At 62.1% G+C, this 16,424-nt stretch carries 16 protein-coding genes and 1 tRNA gene; 9 read left to right on the plus strand and 8 right to left on the minus strand.

The annotated features are described in order from the left end of the window. Positions 1-11: 11 nt before the first annotated feature. Genes pcsA through AC1DXM_RS07715 form a run of 3 tightly spaced genes read right to left on the minus strand, consistent with a single transcriptional unit; the run spans position 12 to position 2,379 of the window. On the minus strand, positions 12-857 hold the full coding sequence (pcsA, locus tag AC1DXM_RS07705; protein ID WP_477232528.1) for a phosphatidylcholine synthase: 846 nt from the start codon (positions 855-857) through the stop codon (positions 12-14). Further along, the gene (locus AC1DXM_RS07710; protein WP_477232529.1) at positions 854-1,468 is read right to left on the minus strand and encodes a DUF1326 domain-containing protein; all 615 of its coding nucleotides are present in this window, start codon (positions 1,466-1,468) and stop codon (positions 854-856) included. The genes pcsA and AC1DXM_RS07710 overlap by 4 nt, the downstream gene beginning before the upstream one ends. A gap of 14 nt (positions 1,469-1,482) precedes the next feature. Next, positions 1,483-2,379: a DUF2182 domain-containing protein gene (locus AC1DXM_RS07715; protein WP_477232530.1), complete on the minus strand. Its 897-nt coding sequence runs from the start codon at positions 2,377-2,379 to the stop codon at positions 1,483-1,485. Positions 2,380-2,481: 102 nt separating this feature from the next. Here AC1DXM_RS07715 and AC1DXM_RS07720 point away from each other — a divergent pair, with 102 nt between their 5' ends. Then, on the plus strand, positions 2,482-3,690 hold the full coding sequence (locus tag AC1DXM_RS07720; protein ID WP_477232943.1) for a UbiH/UbiF family hydroxylase: 1,209 nt from the start codon (positions 2,482-2,484) through the stop codon (positions 3,688-3,690). A gap of 263 nt (positions 3,691-3,953) precedes the next feature. Beyond that, on the plus strand, positions 3,954-4,277 hold the full coding sequence (gene hspQ / locus AC1DXM_RS07725) for a heat shock protein HspQ (RefSeq protein ID WP_023668971.1): 324 nt from the start codon (positions 3,954-3,956) through the stop codon (positions 4,275-4,277). A 71-nt stretch (positions 4,278-4,348) separates the two neighbouring features. On the opposite strand, the gene AC1DXM_RS07730 is transcribed toward hspQ, so the two are convergent. Next, positions 4,349-4,975, minus strand: a complete 627-nt coding sequence (locus tag AC1DXM_RS07730; RefSeq protein WP_477232531.1) for an invasion associated locus B family protein — start codon at positions 4,973-4,975, stop codon at positions 4,349-4,351. Positions 4,976-5,233: 258 nt separating this feature from the next. Between AC1DXM_RS07730 and AC1DXM_RS07735 the strand changes: the two genes are divergently transcribed. Both AC1DXM_RS07735 and AC1DXM_RS07740 read left to right on the plus strand, forming a co-directional pair. Continuing rightward, complete coding sequence (locus tag AC1DXM_RS07735) at positions 5,234-7,054, plus strand: extracellular solute-binding protein (protein ID WP_477232532.1); 1,821 nt, start codon at positions 5,234-5,236, stop codon at positions 7,052-7,054. A gap of 99 nt (positions 7,055-7,153) precedes the next feature. Then, complete coding sequence (locus tag AC1DXM_RS07740) at positions 7,154-7,834, plus strand: DsbA family oxidoreductase (RefSeq protein ID WP_477232533.1); 681 nt, start codon at positions 7,154-7,156, stop codon at positions 7,832-7,834. 2 nt (positions 7,835-7,836) lie between these two features. Here the strand turns inward: AC1DXM_RS07740 and AC1DXM_RS07745 are convergent, their stop codons facing one another. Next, positions 7,837-8,271, minus strand: a complete 435-nt coding sequence (locus tag AC1DXM_RS07745; protein ID WP_477232534.1) for a hypothetical protein — start codon at positions 8,269-8,271, stop codon at positions 7,837-7,839. A 151-nt stretch (positions 8,272-8,422) separates the two neighbouring features. Here AC1DXM_RS07745 and AC1DXM_RS07750 point away from each other — a divergent pair, with 151 nt between their 5' ends. From AC1DXM_RS07750 to mgtE, 3 genes are all read left to right on the plus strand, one after another. Further along, complete coding sequence (locus AC1DXM_RS07750; protein WP_477232535.1) at positions 8,423-8,824, plus strand: hypothetical protein; 402 nt, start codon at positions 8,423-8,425, stop codon at positions 8,822-8,824. 89 nt (positions 8,825-8,913) lie between these two features. Then, positions 8,914-10,806 carry an ABC transporter ATP-binding protein/permease gene (locus tag AC1DXM_RS07755; RefSeq protein WP_477232536.1) on the plus strand — a complete coding sequence of 631 codons (1,893 nt, stop codon included), beginning with the start codon at positions 8,914-8,916 and terminating at the stop codon, positions 10,804-10,806. A gap of 280 nt (positions 10,807-11,086) precedes the next feature. Further along, entirely contained in the window at positions 11,087-12,454 is a 1,368-nt protein-coding gene (mgtE, locus tag AC1DXM_RS07760) for a magnesium transporter (RefSeq protein WP_477232537.1), read from the plus strand. A 38-nt stretch (positions 12,455-12,492) separates the two neighbouring features. On the opposite strand, the gene gor is transcribed toward mgtE, so the two are convergent. From gor to rpiA, 3 genes are all read right to left on the minus strand, one after another. Continuing rightward, on the minus strand, positions 12,493-13,884 hold the full coding sequence (gene gor, locus AC1DXM_RS07765; protein WP_477232538.1) for a glutathione-disulfide reductase: 1,392 nt from the start codon (positions 13,882-13,884) through the stop codon (positions 12,493-12,495). 124 nt (positions 13,885-14,008) lie between these two features. Beyond that, on the minus strand, positions 14,009-14,620 hold the full coding sequence (locus AC1DXM_RS07770; protein WP_477232539.1) for a DUF2059 domain-containing protein: 612 nt from the start codon (positions 14,618-14,620) through the stop codon (positions 14,009-14,011). Next, complete coding sequence (gene rpiA / locus AC1DXM_RS07775) at positions 14,607-15,338, minus strand: ribose-5-phosphate isomerase RpiA (RefSeq protein ID WP_477232540.1); 732 nt, start codon at positions 15,336-15,338, stop codon at positions 14,607-14,609. Before rpiA ends, AC1DXM_RS07770 begins: the two co-directional genes overlap by 14 nt. 157 nt (positions 15,339-15,495) lie before the next feature. Between rpiA and AC1DXM_RS07780 the strand changes: the two genes are divergently transcribed. Together AC1DXM_RS07780 and AC1DXM_RS07785 are read left to right on the plus strand one after the other, a co-directional pair. After that, positions 15,496-16,179 carry a phosphoglycolate phosphatase gene (locus AC1DXM_RS07780; protein WP_477232541.1) on the plus strand — a complete coding sequence of 228 codons (684 nt, stop codon included), beginning with the start codon at positions 15,496-15,498 and terminating at the stop codon, positions 16,177-16,179. 159 nt (positions 16,180-16,338) lie between these two features. After that, positions 16,339-16,413 (plus strand) — tRNA-Val (locus AC1DXM_RS07785). Positions 16,414-16,424 lie beyond the last annotated feature (11 nt).

Raw genomic sequence — 16,424 nt, forward strand, 5'->3', positions numbered from 1 at the left:
TTTCCTGCGGGTCAGGTTTTCTTGCTGTCAGTCGCTTTTGTTGGCGGCTTGGCGCCGAGCTTTGGGAAGAACTGCATGATACCGCCGATGCAGGCGAGGTAAAGCCCGGTGACGGTAATGCCGACCTTGGTGAAGATACTGACCTGTTCGCCCAGAACACCGATCTGGTCGTAGAAGGCGGCAAGGGCTGCCTGCGCCAGCGCCAGCGCGCCGAAAGCGCACCACAGTAGCGTCATGCCGAGATTGATGGGCCGCAGCCGCACCACCCGCACCGGATGGATGAAATTGATCGGCACGAAGGTCAGGATGCCGGCCGCCACGACGACGCCAAAGGACACCCATTGCCCTGGCTCGATGACGAACAGCGTGAACACCACCATGTTCCAGACCACCGGAAACCCTTTGAAGAAGTTCTCCTTCGTCTTCATGCCGGTGTCGGCATAATAAATGGCGCTGGATACCACGATGATGGCCGCCGACAGGAACGACAGTTTTTCACCCATGAAGCCGCGTTGGTAGAGCGCGAAGGCGGGGATCAGCACGTAGGTGACATAGTCGATGATGTTGTCGAGGAGTTCGCCCGACCAGGTCGGCAGGATCTCCTTGACCTCGAGCTTTCGCGCGATCGGCCCGTCAATGCCGTCGACGAACAGCGCCAGGCCCAGCCACCAGAACATTGCCGTCCAGCGTTCCTCGCTCGCCGCCACCAGCGACAGGAAGGCCAGGAACGAGCCCGATGCGGTCAACAGATGCACCGAGAATGCCCGCGCCTGCGGCCAGGTTACCTTCTTCTTCGGCCTCGGAATCCGATCGGCGATCTTTTTGGCGGCGTTCCTGGCGGTTGTGTTCTTGCTCACGGGCCCCGCCAATCCAGTCTGCAGATTTCGGCCGAACGGCCGGCAAAGTTCCAGTTGCGGCCGAAGGCCCGCATCTTGCTCTTGTCGGACCTGGCCACGATGATCTCCGGCGCGATCCAGTATTCCGAGTTGCTGATCACGGTATCCTTCTCGCGATCCTTGCCGGGAATCGGTGTCACCGCCCCGTCGATGATCTTCGGTATCTGGAAAATACGCGTCTTGTCACGCGTCTCGTAGGTGATCGGCACCTGCTCGACGCCGAGGAACTTGCCGACGAGGATGGACAGCAACGACGTGGTTCCACCCGCCTTGCCGGTGAAGATCTTGGTCAAAGCCTTCACCGCGTAGACCGAGGCGCGCTTGTCGATGAACAGGCCCGCGGTCCAGTTGCCGCGGCTCATATAGCCCGGGATTTCCATGACCAGTCCGAGATTGAGGCCGGACAGGTCGACTTCGCCGAAATGACCGGCATCGATGCGGAACCCTGCCCATGTCTGGCAATAGCCCTCGGTCGGCGGATGGCTGCCAAGCGACAGCACGCAAGGGCAAAAAACCGTGCAATTGCAGGAGAGTACGAGCTCTCCTTTCATTGCCCAGCCTTGCTCTGCCATTGAATTTTCCCCCGTCATGCCGAGACTACTAGCAGGGCGACTGACCAGACAAGCAGTATCGCACCGGCCACCCGGGTAGGAACCCTGCCGGCGGTCTGTTTTTCGATCAAAGTGAACAGGCCGATCAGCGCCATCCAGAACACGTTCATGGTGCCGACGGCAAACATCACCAGCATCAGCGCCCAGCAACAGCCGAGGCACCACAGGCCCTGCTCCAGCCCGAGCCGGAAAATGCGACTGGGCTCAGCGCTCCAGTTGGAAAACAGGATCGAGAACGGGTTCCGGCATTTTGTCAGGCAGGCCTGCTTGAGGCTGCTGAACTGGTAGAGGCCCGCCACCAGCAAAGCGGCAGCAGCGGCAATGCCGCTCACCGGATCGAGCAATCGTCCGGACGAGGCGAATGTATGGACGATCAACGTCAGCACCGCAAAGCCGGCCGAGGCGACCAGCCATGTGCAGAGGTATCCTGTCGCCAGGATGAGCGGATGCGCCACCGGTTCGCCTTTGATGCGGGCGGTATCGGCGATTTCGCAATAGGTGCGGATCATCGGCGCTGCCGACGGCAGCATCGCCGCCACGGCCATCAGGAACCACATGGCGATCAGTGCCAGAAATTGTGCGCCGCTGCCGGCATCGAGCGGTGCGGGCGTCAGGCACAGGCCGAAGAAGCGGTCGAGAAAATCCGGCAGCGGCAGCTGCGGCAGATAGCGCAACACCACATCACCCGGTGCGCCGGCGCCGGGAAGCCGGCCTTCGGCGCCGCGGATCGCCATGGCGCCGAGAATGAACCATGCGAGCAGAATGCCGCCGCCGATGGCGATGTTGACCGTCAGCCGGGGATGGCGGGCAAGGCCTGCCGTGGCGCGGCCGGCGCGGTCGAGATGGCTGAAATCGTCCTGCTGGCCGGTCATGGCAATCGAATGAGCCTAATCGCCGCGTTGATCAAGCCGCATGGTCTGACCTATATCCATGGACAGACAGGATGGACCTGCATCGCAAACTGGAAGTCCAATTTGGATCATCGCGAGACAGCACGGATACTGGTTGCCGGCAGCGGCCCTGCAGGGCTGATCGCGGCGCTCGGTTTTGCCGAGGCGGGATTTCCCGTGACTCTCATCGGACCCGAGGCGGGCGGCCCCGATGGCCGGACGACGGCGCTGATGAACCCTGCCCTCAAGACCCTCGATCGTCTGGGCGTGCTTGCCGAATTGACGCCGAAGGCAGCACCTCTGAAGGTGATGCGCATCGTCGATGCTACAAGCCGGCTGATCCGCAGCCCGGTGGTCACCTTTCGTGCCACGGAGATCGGCGAGGAGCAGTTCGGGCTCAACCTGCCCAACAGCGCGCTCAACCCGGCGCTGGCTAGGGCCGTCACCGCGCATCCCGGTATCGAATGGCTGAAGGTGATGGTTGAGAGCTGGCGCCTGGACGCCGGCGGGGCACATGCCGTTCTGGCGAATGGAAGCGAAGTTTCCGCATCGCTGGCGGTCGCTGCCGATGGGCGCTTGTCACCGGCGCGCGAGGCGGCGGGTATAGCGGCCTCGCTGCGGTCCTATCCGCAGGCGGCGCTGGTGCTGAATTTCGGCCATCGCAGCGAACACAGCTTCACCTCGACAGAATTCCACACCGAAACCGGTCCGTTCACCCAGGTGCCGCTGCCTGGCAACCGCTCCAGCCTTGTCTGGGTGGTGAAACCGGAAACGGCAAAGGACCTTGCCGCACTCGACGACTCGACACTTTCCGAGCGTGTCGAACAGCAGATGCAGTCGATGCTGGGCCGGGTTATGGTCGAACCCGGCCGGCAGATCTACCCGCTGTCGGCGGCGTCGCCCGGGCGTTTCGCCCAGAACCGTGTGGCGCTGGTCGGCGAGGCCGCGCATGTGTTTCCGCCGATTGGCGCCCAAGGCCTCAACCTCGGTATCAGGGACATCGACGATCTGATTGGAATCGCTGGTGAAAACCGCAGCGATCCTGGTGCTGCAAGGGCCCTCGCAGCCTATGATTCCAGGCGCCGTCCCGACATTCTGGCGCGCAGCGGGGCAGTCAACCTGCTCAACATGTCGCTGCTGTCGGACATGCTGCCGGCGCAGATGGCGCGCAGCGCCGGGCTCAATGTGCTCGGCAGTTTCGCGCCGCTGCGCGCCTTCTTCATGCGCGAGGGATTGAGGCCGGGCAGCGGCTTTGCAGCACTTACTGGCCTAGGGAAACAGGTCCGGCGGTAATATTCCGTGCCGGATCATCCGGAGCAGCCGGTCAGACATTTTTGCCCTGGCCCGAAAATCCTGGACCGGGCTAGCCCGCAGCTTCACAAGGCGTCAAGCGCTTCGGCATTGAACTGACACACCGTCTGCGCCAGATAGGGTCGGATACCAGCCCTAAAGTCGGGCTCGATTTTTGCTGACGGCGTGTGTAAATTCAAAGCCTTAGAGCGCGTGCCGTGCATTCCAAGGGACGCCGGGCGCTTCAGGGCTTAGTGGTGAGTATGATGAAAACAGCCAAATTCTCGATCGGACAGGTAGTTCGCCACCGGCTGTTTCCATTTCGCGGCATCATTTTCGATGTCGATCCGCAATTCGCCAACACCGACGAATGGTATGAGGCGATCCCGGCCGATGTGCGGCCGCGCAAGGACCAGCCGTTCTATCATCTGCTCGCGGAGAATTCGGAAACCGAATACATCGCCTATGTGTCCGAACAGAACCTGCTCGAGGATCAGTCGGGCGAGCCGGTCCGGCATCCGCAGATCGGCGAGATGTTCGACAAGCGGCCAGACGGACGCTACGAGCCGAAACGCCAGTCGAGACATTGACCGCATCCTGAACGGGGCAACAAAAAAGCGGGGCAATGCCCCGCTTTTTGCATTTTTTGATTAGCCTGAGATCAGTTGGCGGCCTTGGCCTTGTCCTGCTCGTCCTTGAGCTTCTTGGCAAAATCCTGGTTGTTCTTGGCAACGAAGTCCTGAAGCTTTTTCTGCCGGTCTTCGATATCGGACTGCTGCAGCGGCGGGCCGTCATAGGCGCCGCTGAAGCCGGTCAAGGCAACCTTGATCGGGTTCGGCTGGTTCTGGAAGTTGACCGAGGTGAGCGTGATCGCCTGGCCCTTCTTGAAGGAAGCGACGAGCGTGTCGGTCAGCGGCACTTCGGCCACGCAACGGTCGGGGAAGCAGATGACATAATCGAGCTTCTGCGCCTTGCCGGTGTCGATCTGCAGGCCGATGCCGGGAGGCACCAGACGTCCGGTCGGGACCGTTACCTGGAACACCTTGCGGTTCACCTTGCCCTTTAGCTCGATCAGGCTGACGCCGGTGACCAGCTGGCCGTTGCCGGCGGTGACGATGTTCTGGACATTGCAGATGTCGACGTCTTCCTGCTTGGTGCAGGCCTTGAACCAGCCCTGCGGAATCTGCTGCTGCTGTGCGGAAGCAGCGGGAAGCCCGGCGACCAGAAAGCCGACCACGCCTGCGGCCATGACCGAAAGGCGGTATGCGTTGCTGTTCAGGCTCGTCATGTCGTGCATTTCCTCTCAAATGATCCCGGAACCGGCTTCTTCGCGCCGCGTGGTCCAGCTACCTGTTGCCGAATTGAGGCAACAGGATGACTTCGGAGCGCGTGTTACACTGCATGGGCAGGCGAATCCAGCCCGGCGCCTGCGATTCTTGGCCGTGCCATTGGTCGTGCGATTTGGGCTGACGTATCTGGCCGGAGCGCAGCGGCGCCATGCTAGGGTGCACTCCGAATCATCAAGCCGCCCAGTAAGGAGACGGTCATGGGCCGCGTTCTTGTTTGGCTGATCGCAGCGATCTCGTTTCTCGCCTTTTCGCTTCAGCCCGCGATGTCGGAGCCGAAACATGCCATCGCCATGCAGGGCGAGCCGGCGCTGCCGGCCGACTACGCCCATTTCGACTACGTCAATCCCGATGCGCCGAAGGGCGGCAACATCACCTATTGCGTCGTCGGCAGTTTCGACAATCTGAACCCGTTCATTCTGAAGAGCCTGCGCACCACGGCGCGCGGCATGATGGATCTCAACTACGGCAACCTGGTTTTCGAGCCGTTGATGACGCGCAATTACGATGAGGCGTTCAGCCTCTATGGCCTGCTCGCCGACAGCGCCGACATGGATCCCGAGCGCAAGTCGATCGAATTCCATCTCAACCCAAATGCGAAGTGGTCCGACGGTGAGCCGGTGACGCCGGAGGACGTGCTGTTCACCTACGATGTCTTCACCGACAAGGGCCGCCCGCCCTACAGGGATCGCATGAGCCTGATCGCCAAGCTCGAAAAGACCGGCGATCACAGCGTGCGCTTTACCTTCAACGACAAGGCCAATCGCGAGACGCCCTTGATCATCGCGCTAACGCCGATCATCCCGAAGCACGCTTTCAACAAGGACACCTTCGACAAGACGACGCTGAAGCCGGTGATCGGCAGCGGTCCCTACATAGTCGACAAGGTGCAGCCGGGGCAGCGCATCGTGTTCAAGCGCAATCCGAATTACTGGGGCAAGGACCTCCCCTCCAAGCGCGGCTTCGACAATTACGACCAGATCACCATAGAGTATTTCCTCAACGCCAATGCCAAGACGGAAGCGTTCAAGAAAGGCATCTGCGCCATCTACGATGAGGGCGATCCGGTCAAACGCGAGCGCGACATCGATTTTCCCGCGTTCCACCGAGGCGAGGTGATTGCCGAGACCTTCGACACCGGCATACCGCCAGTGGTGACCGGGTTCCTGTTCAACACCAGGCTGGAGAAATTTTCCAATCCGGTGGTGCGGCGCGCGCTCGGCATGCTCTACGACTTCGAATGGGCCAACAAGAACCTGTTCGGCGGCAAATACACACGCACGATGAGCTATTGGCAGAATTCCGAACTGTCCGCGCTCGGCCATCCCGCCTCCGACAGGGAGAAGGCGCTGCTGGCGCCCTACCCCGGACGCGTGCCGGCCGATGTCATGGACGGCACCTGGCGACCGCCGGTGAATGACGGCACGGGCCAGGACCGGAAGGTGCTGAAGGTGGCCTTCGACCTCTTGAAGAGCCAGGGCTATGCCGTCAAGGACGGCGTCCTGCTGGATCCCAAAGGAAGCCCCTTCGGTTTCGAAATCCTGACCGCCTCGCAGGACGAGGAACGCTTTGCCGCCATCTATCAGCGCACTCTGGAGAAGATCGGCATCACCGTGAGCATCCGCAGCCTCGAAGCCGACCAGATCCAGTCGCGCAAGCAGCGTTTCGATTTCGAGGTGCTGATAGGGTCGAGCGGTTTCAGCAACTCGCTGTCGCCCGGCATCGAGCAGAGTTTTCGCTGGGGTTCTTCAGAAGCCAAGAGGGAAGGTTCGTTCAACTTGGCCGGCGTCGCCGATCCGGCGGTGGATGCTGCGATCGATGCGATGCTGAGAGCGCAGACCAAGGAGGATTACGTCGCCGCGGTGCGCGTCCTCGACCGCTTGCTCATCTCCGGCAACTACATGGTGCCGATGCAGTACAATGCGCAGCAATGGCTCGCCTACTGGAATTATCTGGACCATCCGAAAAAGACGCCCATATTCGGTTATCAATGGCCGACCTGGTGGCGCAAAGCGAACTAAGCATGATCCCGAAAAGTGGTTACCGGTTTTCTCGGACAAACGGAAAACCGTTTTGTCCAGAGATCATGCTCAAAGATGTGTTCGCGGCAGGAGATCGAGATGAGCGAAGACAATTCCATCACCGTCGACGTGGTTTCCGACGCTGTTTGCCCCTGGTGCTTCATCGGCCAGAAGCGGCTCGACAAGGCGATCGCCGCTGCTGGCGACATTGAGGTGCATGTGCGCTGGCGGCCGTTCCAGCTCGACCCGACCATTCCGCCCGGAGGCAAAGACCGGCGCGCATACATGCTGGCCAAGTTCGGCAGCGAGGAGCGTATCCGCCAGATGCATGCCCGCATCGAGCAGCTCGGCGAAGCCGAGGGGATCAACTTCGCCTTCGACGCCATCAAGGTCGCCGCCAACACGCTGGACGCGCATCGCGTCATCCGCTGGGCCGGGGCAGCCGGCGAAGCCGTGCAGAACCGCTTGGTGCGCCGGCTGTTCCAATTGTATTTCGAGGAAGGCGCCAATATCGGCGATCACGCGGTGCTGATCGAAGCCGCCCGCGAGGCCGGCATGGACGCCGCCGTGGTCGAAACGCTGTTGCCGACCGACGCCGACGTCGAGGCGGTGCGCACGGAAATCGCCACGGCATCGCGGATGGGCATCACCGGCGTGCCGTGCTTCCTGCTTGAAGGCAAATACGCCGTCATGGGCGCGCAGGACGCGGATACGCTAGCCGACGCCATCCGCCAGGTCGCCGCCGCCAAGGCCAAGGGCGAGTTGGAAAAGGTGGGCTAAGCCTACTTCACGTTCACCTTGGCCTTGCTGACGAAGAAGCCGTGACCGTTGCTGCCCGTGCAGGTCAGCCCCTTGGTTGACGACTGGCAGGTAAACGGCCCTTTGCTCCAGCTGTTGCCATAGGCCAGCTTGGCGACATCGCTGCAGCAGCCCTGCTCACCCGGATTCTTGATCAATGTCGCCGGCCCGTTCGGCCCGAGGATCACCGTGACGTAGCTGGGCTCGACGCGCGAACAGCTCAGTTCCGGACCGCCATCCTGCGGCTGGTAGGTGCTGGTGCCGCCCTCGGGCGTGTAAATGCAGCCGATGTTGCCGGAGGGCGTGTTGAACTCGATTTGGCCCTCGGCGCTCGCGGGAATGGTCTGGTTGCCGGCATGCGCCAGAGACAGAAAGGCAAAGAGCGACAGGATTGCCGGGGCGGCTGCGCGTGCAAGCATTGGGAGATTCCTTGTTGGAGAACCGGGTATGCATGGGTGCCGACAGTGCCACGCAAGGTTCAACCGGCGGCGTATGAATTGTCAAATCTTGTTGAGCGGCAGCTAAAGAGCGCGCCTGGCCGAGCATGTCCGCTTCACCAGCGGCGAAACGGTGATCGACAGCTGTGACGCTGCCGCCAAGACCATTTCCGGGCACTTCTCGGGTTCGGGAAAGGATGATTCGGGCAAGCCCGAAGTGATCACAGACGGCAAATTTCCGGTGTTCCCGTCAGCCCGCGGTAGGAAAACCGGCCAATCGGCAAGGTCGATTGGTTCACGAAACCGTGAATCCCGCTTCCCCAAGGGAAGCTTTTCGCACATCTCAGCGTTCTCACAAAACATTGAAACAAAACGAGATATTTGGCCTGGAGACGGCTGCCTCCACGCACCACCTGTTGCCTCAAGGCAACGGCACGTGGGCTGCCTCACATTCGCCGCGATAAAATTAATAGAAAATGATCAATTGGTGTTACTATCCGTAACAAAACTAAAAAAGGTTTGGGCGGGATTGTGATTCAGGTCGACAGACCGCGACGTTCAATATCGGCACTTTGGAACCGCGACGCCGCCGCTGGCCCGTCGCCCCTGACGCCGGTATCGTCGATGCGGACCTTCTGGGGACTTATGCGGGCCTACTGGTTCTCGGACCGGTGGAAGGAAGCCTGGACCCTCACCATCGTCATCGCAGCCCTCACAACACTGCTCAGCAAAGCCGGGGTCTGGTTGGCCCTGATGATCGGGGAATTGACCTACTCGATCAATTACTATCATGACGCCGCCAACACCGCGCCACTCAGGACGCTGCTGACTGATGCGGGGCTCGTCGTGGTCCTGTTTGTGCTCAAGGATGCCGGCCTCGTTGGTGCGAGAAGCCTGGTGTCAAAGACTTTGCACCGCAAATGGCGCGGTTGGCTGAACAGCCAGTTCAATCAAGCGCTGCTCGATGGCAATCATAGCCATTTCCACGCCCAACATGGTTCGGCCGGCAGCGGAGGCCCCGCGCCGGACAATATCGACCAACGTATCCAGGAATCGATCAAGGGGATGACAGGCGGCGCGATCGGCCTCGCCATGGGCGTGCTTGGCGTTGCCACGTCACTCTATTTTATCGGCGAGAATCTCATCGAGACCTCCGTGGAGGTGGCGGGGCTGGAGTTCCTCGGCAGCTATGGCAGCGCAGTCCTCGCGTTGCTCGCCATCGCCACCTACGTGCCGTTCAACACCTGGATCGCGGTAAGGCTTGGAAGAGTACTGGAGCGGCTGAATGTGCGGCTGCAGCAGGCCGAGGGCAGCTATCGCGGCGAATTGACGACCTTTCTTCGCCGCAGTTTCCACGTCGCCGCGTCAGGCGCAGAAGACGTGCAGAAGACGGTGAACAACCGACTCTATGGCGACATCGATCGAACCTGGGCACGGTTGAACATCGTCAACGTCTCTTACGACGCATTCGAGGCGGTCCACAATTTCATGGGCTTTCGCATCGTCGCTTATGCGCCCGGTCTGGTTTCCTTTATTCACAACAAACTTGACCTCAAAGGCTACGTGACCGGCGCTGAGATGATCAATCAGCTGATCGGCCAGTGTTCCTGGCTCATCCGCGTGATGCCCGACATCGCGACCTTGCGCGCCAACAGCCAGCGCGTCACCGAATTGGCGAACGCCATCGAGAACGTCCAGCAGCCACAGGAGTTCTACAGCCAGACCGGCCGCTCCGACTTCCACTATGCCAGCCAGAACCCGGTCTTCGGCCTGACCATCCAGAAGCTCGAACTGGCGCATCAGGGCGAAGATGCCACGCCGTTCCTGAGCGCTGCCAATCTGCGCTTCCGGCGTGGCGAGTGGACGTTCCTCAAGGGCGAGTCCGGATGCGGCAAGACTTCGCTGATCAAGGCGATCAACGGCCTGTGGCCCTATGGCCGTGGCACCATCGTCTTCCCCGACGGCGTGAAGAGTTTTTATGCCGCCCAGGAGGTCAAGCTGCAGCAGGTGTCACTGAAGCAGCTGGTGTGTCTGCCCGGCTCCGAGCAGGACTATGGCGATGCGCAGGTGGCGTCTGCCCTGCACAAGGCCGGCCTTGGCGACTTCATCGAACACATGGCCGACGAAAGCCGCGAGGGAAAGATCTGGGATCAGATGCTTTCCGGCGGCCAGAAGCAGAAGCTGGTGGTGGCTCGCATCGTGCTGCAGCAGCCTGGGCTGCTGTTCCTCGACGAAGCGACCGGCGCCCTCGATCCGGATGGCAAGATCGCTTTCCACCAGGCGATCAAGGACAACTGTCCCGATGTCACGGTGATCAGCATCATGCACGAGGCGATTGCGCCACGATCAGCCACGGGCGAGGAATTCTACCACAGCGTGGTTGCGATCGCCGACGGTGTCGCCACCAAGAAGCCGCTTGCTCCGAACCTGCCGCGCGAACTCACCACCATCCTTACGCAGCCGCGACCGGTCGAAGACAAATGGCTGCGCTTCTCGCGCCGGCTGAAGCAAAAATAGCAACCACACCAAGCTCTTGCCGAGCCGCAACAGGGCGGCAACGACGGCGGTCGATCACAGTCTCGCGATTGGGACTGTTCCCGGCAGCTTTCGGCCATTCCTGCGATTGACTCGCCGAAATGCGCTCCTATGTTGCGCCCGGCTTGCAGCATTCCAAATCGAACCCGCAAGCAGAAAGGTCACCGCGCCATGCCTGGCGACAGTCACAGTCGAACGCAACCGCCGTCCGCCTCGACGTGACCTGATGGCTCGCGTCCTGCCGGACGGCAAGGAGTGAGCCATGAACGAATTTTCCCCCGTCGTAGCGGGCGACGATGCCGTCGCGATCCCCCGTATCCTTGCCAATGATCACGTCGCCGATGTCGTCGACGCCCTGAACCGGGAACCTCGCGAGACCGCGATCGAACTGCTTTGCGAAGTGCCGTTCGAGCGGCTGGTCGAGATCTTCGACCAACCGGAACTCGACGGCGCGTCGGAACTGGCCGAGGCGCTGCCGCGCGCCAAGGCGTGCAAGCTCCTCACCGCCATGTCGGTCGACCGCACCGCCGATATCCTGCGCGAGCTGGACGAGCCGGCGCGTTCCGAGCTGCTCGGCGGGCTGGTGCCGCCGCTGCGGGCAACGCTGCTTTCCATTCTCGGCTACCCCGAAGGCAGCGCCGCCTCGATCATGACGACCGAGTTCGTCAGCGTGCCTTCGGATTGGACCGTCGGCCGCACGCTGGACTACATCCGCAAGGTCGAGCGGACGCGCGAGACCGTCTACGCCATCTACATCGTTGATCCCGACATGCATATGCTGGTGCGCTCGACCGGGCTGCGCCGGCTGATCACCGGCGAGCCGGACGATCCGATCCTGTCGGTGGCGCCGGACCGCGTGCCGGTGACGGTAACGCCGCTGACCGATCGCGAGACCCTGGCGCAGACGATCTCCAAATACGATCTGCTCGCGGTTCCCGTCGTCGACCATGGCAAGATTCTCGGCATTGTGACCATCGACGACATCATCGACACCATGATCGAGGAGACGACCGAGGACGTGCACCGTTTCGGCGGCATGGAGGCGCTGGACGAGCCCTACATGAAGATGAGTTTTCTCGCCATGATCAAGAAGCGCGGCGGCTGGCTATGCGCGCTGTTCATCTCAGAGATGCTGACCGCGAATGCCATGCAAAGCTATGAGGGTGAACTGGAAAAGGCGATCGTGCTCACTTTGTTCATCCCGCTGATCATGAGCTCGGGTGGCAATTCCGGCTCGCAGGCAACCTCGCTCGTCATCCGGGCGCTGGCGCTGCGCGAAATCGGTCTTCGCGACTGGTGGCGGGTGGCATTGCGCGAATTGCCTACCGGCCTCGTGCTCGGCGCCATGCTTGGCGTGGTCGGCATCTGCCGCATCGCGCTCTGGCAATATATAGGCTTCTACGACTATGGGCCGCATTGGCCGCTGATCGCCACGACGGTGGGAGCAGCACTCGTCGGCATCGTCACCTTCGGCTCGCTGTCGGGATCGATGCTTCCATTCGCGCTGAAAAGGATCGGCTTCGATCCGGCGAGCGCCTCGGCGCCGTTCGTCGCCACGCTGGTCGATGTCACCGGCCTGGTGATCTATTTCTCGGTGGCGCTGGTGATCCTGCGCGGCACGCTGCTGTAGGGTGTGTGCTGATATTCAGGTGATGCCGGCGTTTTAGATCAATCGACCCGCACGCCGTCCTTCACGCGATAGGTCGGCTTGTACATGGTGACCAGTTCTTCCGCCGCTGTCGGGTGGACAGCCATGGTGCGGTCGAAATCGTCCTTGGTGACGCCGGCCTTCAGCGGAATGCCGAGAAGCTGCGCCATCTCGCCGGCATCCGGCCCAAGAATGTGGGCGCCGAGCACTTTTCGCGTGGCGCCGTCGACCACCAGCTTTGTCAGCATCTTTTCGTCGCGGCCCGACAGCGTGTGCCGCATCGGCCGGAACGTGGCGCGGTAGATCTCGATGTCGGAGTAGCGCTTGACGGCATCGTCTTCGGAGAGGCCGACAGTGCCGATCTCCGGCTGTGAAAACACGGCGGTCGGGATCGTGTCATGGTCGGGCGCCGTCGGGTTTCCCTTGAAGGCGGTCTCGATGAAGCACATCGCCTCGTGGATCGCCACCGGCGTCAACTGCACACGGTTGGTGACGTCGCCGATCGCCCAGATGTTGTCGATGTTGGTGCGGGAATACTGGTCGACAACGATGGCGCCGGTCTTGCCGAGCTCGATGCCGACGCCTTCCAGGCCCATATTCTCGGTGTTGGGGATGCGGCCGATGGCGAGCATGACCTGGTCGACCGTCAACACCTTGCCGCCGGTGACCAGCGCGTCCAGCCGCCCATCCGGCCGCTTGCGCACCCATTCCGACACGGCGTGGCAGAGGATCTTTATCCCCTTCTTTTCCATGGTCTCGTGCAGCATGCGCCGCAGGTCCATGTCGAAGCGCGACAGGATCTCCTTGCCGCGGTAGACCAGCGTGGTGTCGACGCCCAAGCCATGGAAGATGTTGGCGAATTCGACGGCGATGTAGCCGCCGCCCTCGATCATGATCGCTTTCGGCAGACGCTTGAGGTCGAAGACTTCGTTGGAGAAGATGCAATGCTCATGGCCAGGCAGCGCTGGATGCGGCGCCGGCCGTCCGCCGGTGGCGATCAGGATCTGGTCAGCTGTGACGGTTCGGTCGTCGCCCAGGAGATGCACGACATGCGGGTCGACCAGCATGGCGCGCGAGTGGAACGTCTCGCCGCCGGCGCCCTTTACGTTTTTCTCGTAAATGGCTTCGAGCCGGGCGATCTCGCGATCCTTGTTGGCGACCAGCGTCGGCCAGTCGAAGCTCGCCTCCGGCACCGTCCAGCCATAGCCGGCGGCATCAGTGAAATGCTCGGGAAATTGCGAGGCGTAGACGTAGAGTTTTTTCGGCACGCAGCCACGGATAACGCACGTGCCGCCATAGCGGTATTCCTCGGCGATGCCGACGCGCTTGCCGAGTGCGGCCGCCACGCGCGCCGCCCTCACGCCGCCGGAGCCGCCGCCGATGACGAAGAGATCGTAGTCGTAACCGGCCATGCTGACGCTCCTTGCCTCAAGAAATGTTTGAGACAGGTAGGCTGCATGAGGCCAAAAGAAAAGCCCGGTTTGCACCGGGCTTTCTTGGTCCAGCGGCGAGGACGCCGGTGGCGAAATCGATGACTTAGTTCTTCGGCGCTTCCGGCTGGTCACCGTCAGCGGGTGCCGCGCCATCAGCCGGGGCGGCACCATCGGCCGGGGCAGCGCCATCGGCGGGTGCCGCGGGAGCCTTGGCCTTCGCGGCGGCTGCCAGCGTCTCGCCGACCTGCTGGGCGAGATCGCGCGCCAGCCCATTCTGCCAGATGTCGGCCGCCTTGACCAAATCGCGCGTCACCGTCGGGCCACTGTCGAGCAGCTTCTTGCCGGCCTCGGAATTGTAGAAGGCAGCGATGTCGGTGAGGTCCTTTTCGGAGAACACCTTGGCATAGGCCAGTGCTGCCTCCTTCTCCAGGTCGGCACGGCGTGAGGCCAGCGCCAGCGCCTTCTCGCTGATGGTCTTGCCGATCAGCTCCTGCATGTCGGGGTTCTTCTGGATAAGCTGCTGCTCTAGCGCGGCAGCCGCCTGCGGCAGGATGTTGTCGAACGGGTCGGTCGCATGGATGGCAGCGACCGCGGCGCGCGCCGCCTTCAGATGCGATTCGGTGACATCCTGCGAGAACGCCGGGGCGGAAAACGCCAAGACAGCCGAAGCCGCCACGATGGCGGAGAATTGGCGAACCCGTTTATGCAACATCATGATCGGTAGAACTCCCTGGTTTTCGGGCGGCATGGACGGTTTGGATGCCGTCGCCACCGGCGATGATGGCCGCTGACGCCAGCCCGATGAAAAGACCATGCTCGACCACGCCGGGGATGGCATGGAGAGCATTCGAAAGCGCTCTTGTATCCGGAATGCGGCCAAAAGATGCATCGAGGATAAAATGGCCGCCGTCTGTAACAAAAGGCTGGCCCCCCGTCATCCTCAATGTGACTGGGCCGGAAAGGCCGAGACTTCTGGCCGCTGCCGCGACCGCGATTTCGGTGGCGCGCAGGCCGAACTGATTGACTTCGATCGGCAGCGGAAACCGACCGAGCGTCTCGACCATCTTCGACTTGTCGGCAATGACGATCATGCGCCCGGAGGCCGCCGCGACGATCTTCTCGCGCAGCAGCGCGCCGCCGCCACCCTTGATCAGCGTCAGTGCCGGATCGACCTCGTCGGCGCCGTCGACGGTGAGATCGAGCTCGGGCGTTTCCTCCAGCGTCGACAGCGGCACGCCGAGTTCGCGGCAGAGGGCAGCGGTGCGCTCCGACGTCGGCACGCCGACGACGGTGAGCCCGGTGGCGACCTTCTCGGCCAAAAGCCGCACGAACTCTTCCGCCGTGGTGCCGGTGCCGATGCCGAGCCGCATGCCGTCGCTGACATGGGCAAGTGCTGCCCGCGCGGCCTCGACCTTCAACTGCCTCGCATCCATGCTTGCCCCGGAGGTTTTGGCTTGCCTGTGATTTTTCTGATTGCGCGCTCGTAGCACTTTTGCCCGCTGGGTCAAAGACTTTGGCTGTCCGACTGCTTGCCTGAAAGAAGCGCAGACGCTATCGCCTGCCTGCAATGCATCAGCCACAGGACAGGCCATGACCAGACCAATCATCGTGTTCGACCTCGACGGGACGCTGGTCGACACGGCGCCGGACCTGCTCGACAGCCTCAATCACAGCCTCGCTGCCAGCGAGCTTGCCGCTGTCGACGAGGCCGGCTTCCGGCGCTTTGTCGGCCACGGCGGACGGGTGATGATCGAGCGCGCGCATACCGCGCAGCAGAAGTCGCTGGCAGTCGAAGAGCATGACCGGCTGCTGAAGCTGTTTCTCGATCACTACACGCTCAACATCCCCGGCAAGTCGCGCCCCTACCCCGGCGTGGTGGAGGCGATCGCCCGCTTCGAGAAGGCCGGCTATCTGCTCGCCATCTGCACCAACAAATATGAGGGCAATTCGAAAGCGCTGATCGAGGCGCTCGGCCTGACAAGGCATTTCGCCGCGATCGCCGGCCAGGACACGTTCGCCTTCCGCAAGCCCGATCCGCGCCATCTCACCGAGACCATCAAGCTCGCCGGTGGCAACCCGGACCGCGCGCTGATGGTCGGCGATTCGCAGACCGACATCGACACGGCCAAGGCCGCCGGCATTCCGGTGGTCGCCGTCGATTTCGGCTATACTGATCGGCATGTGCGCGAATTCGAGCCGTCGGCGGTGATTTCGCATTTCGACGCCCTGACGCTCGACCTGGCGGAACGGCTGATTGCGGCGGCGGCCGGCTGAGCGGGGGTGATCGCGGCGGGGCGGCGGCTGAGCGAAACAGGCGATTGCGCGGCTGCCCCTGCCCTCACCTACTTCAGGCACAGAAGGCCAGCGCATCGCCTTGACTTCACCAGCCTGCCTCCCTTATATCGCGGCTCGCTTGGCCTTCGGGCAACGAGCGGGCGATTAGCTCAGCGGGAGAGCACACCCTTCACACGGGTGGGGTCGCAGGTTCAATCCCTGCATCGCCCACCATCCAATCTGCT

The organism is Mesorhizobium sp. P3_A2 (assembly GCF_056403115.1).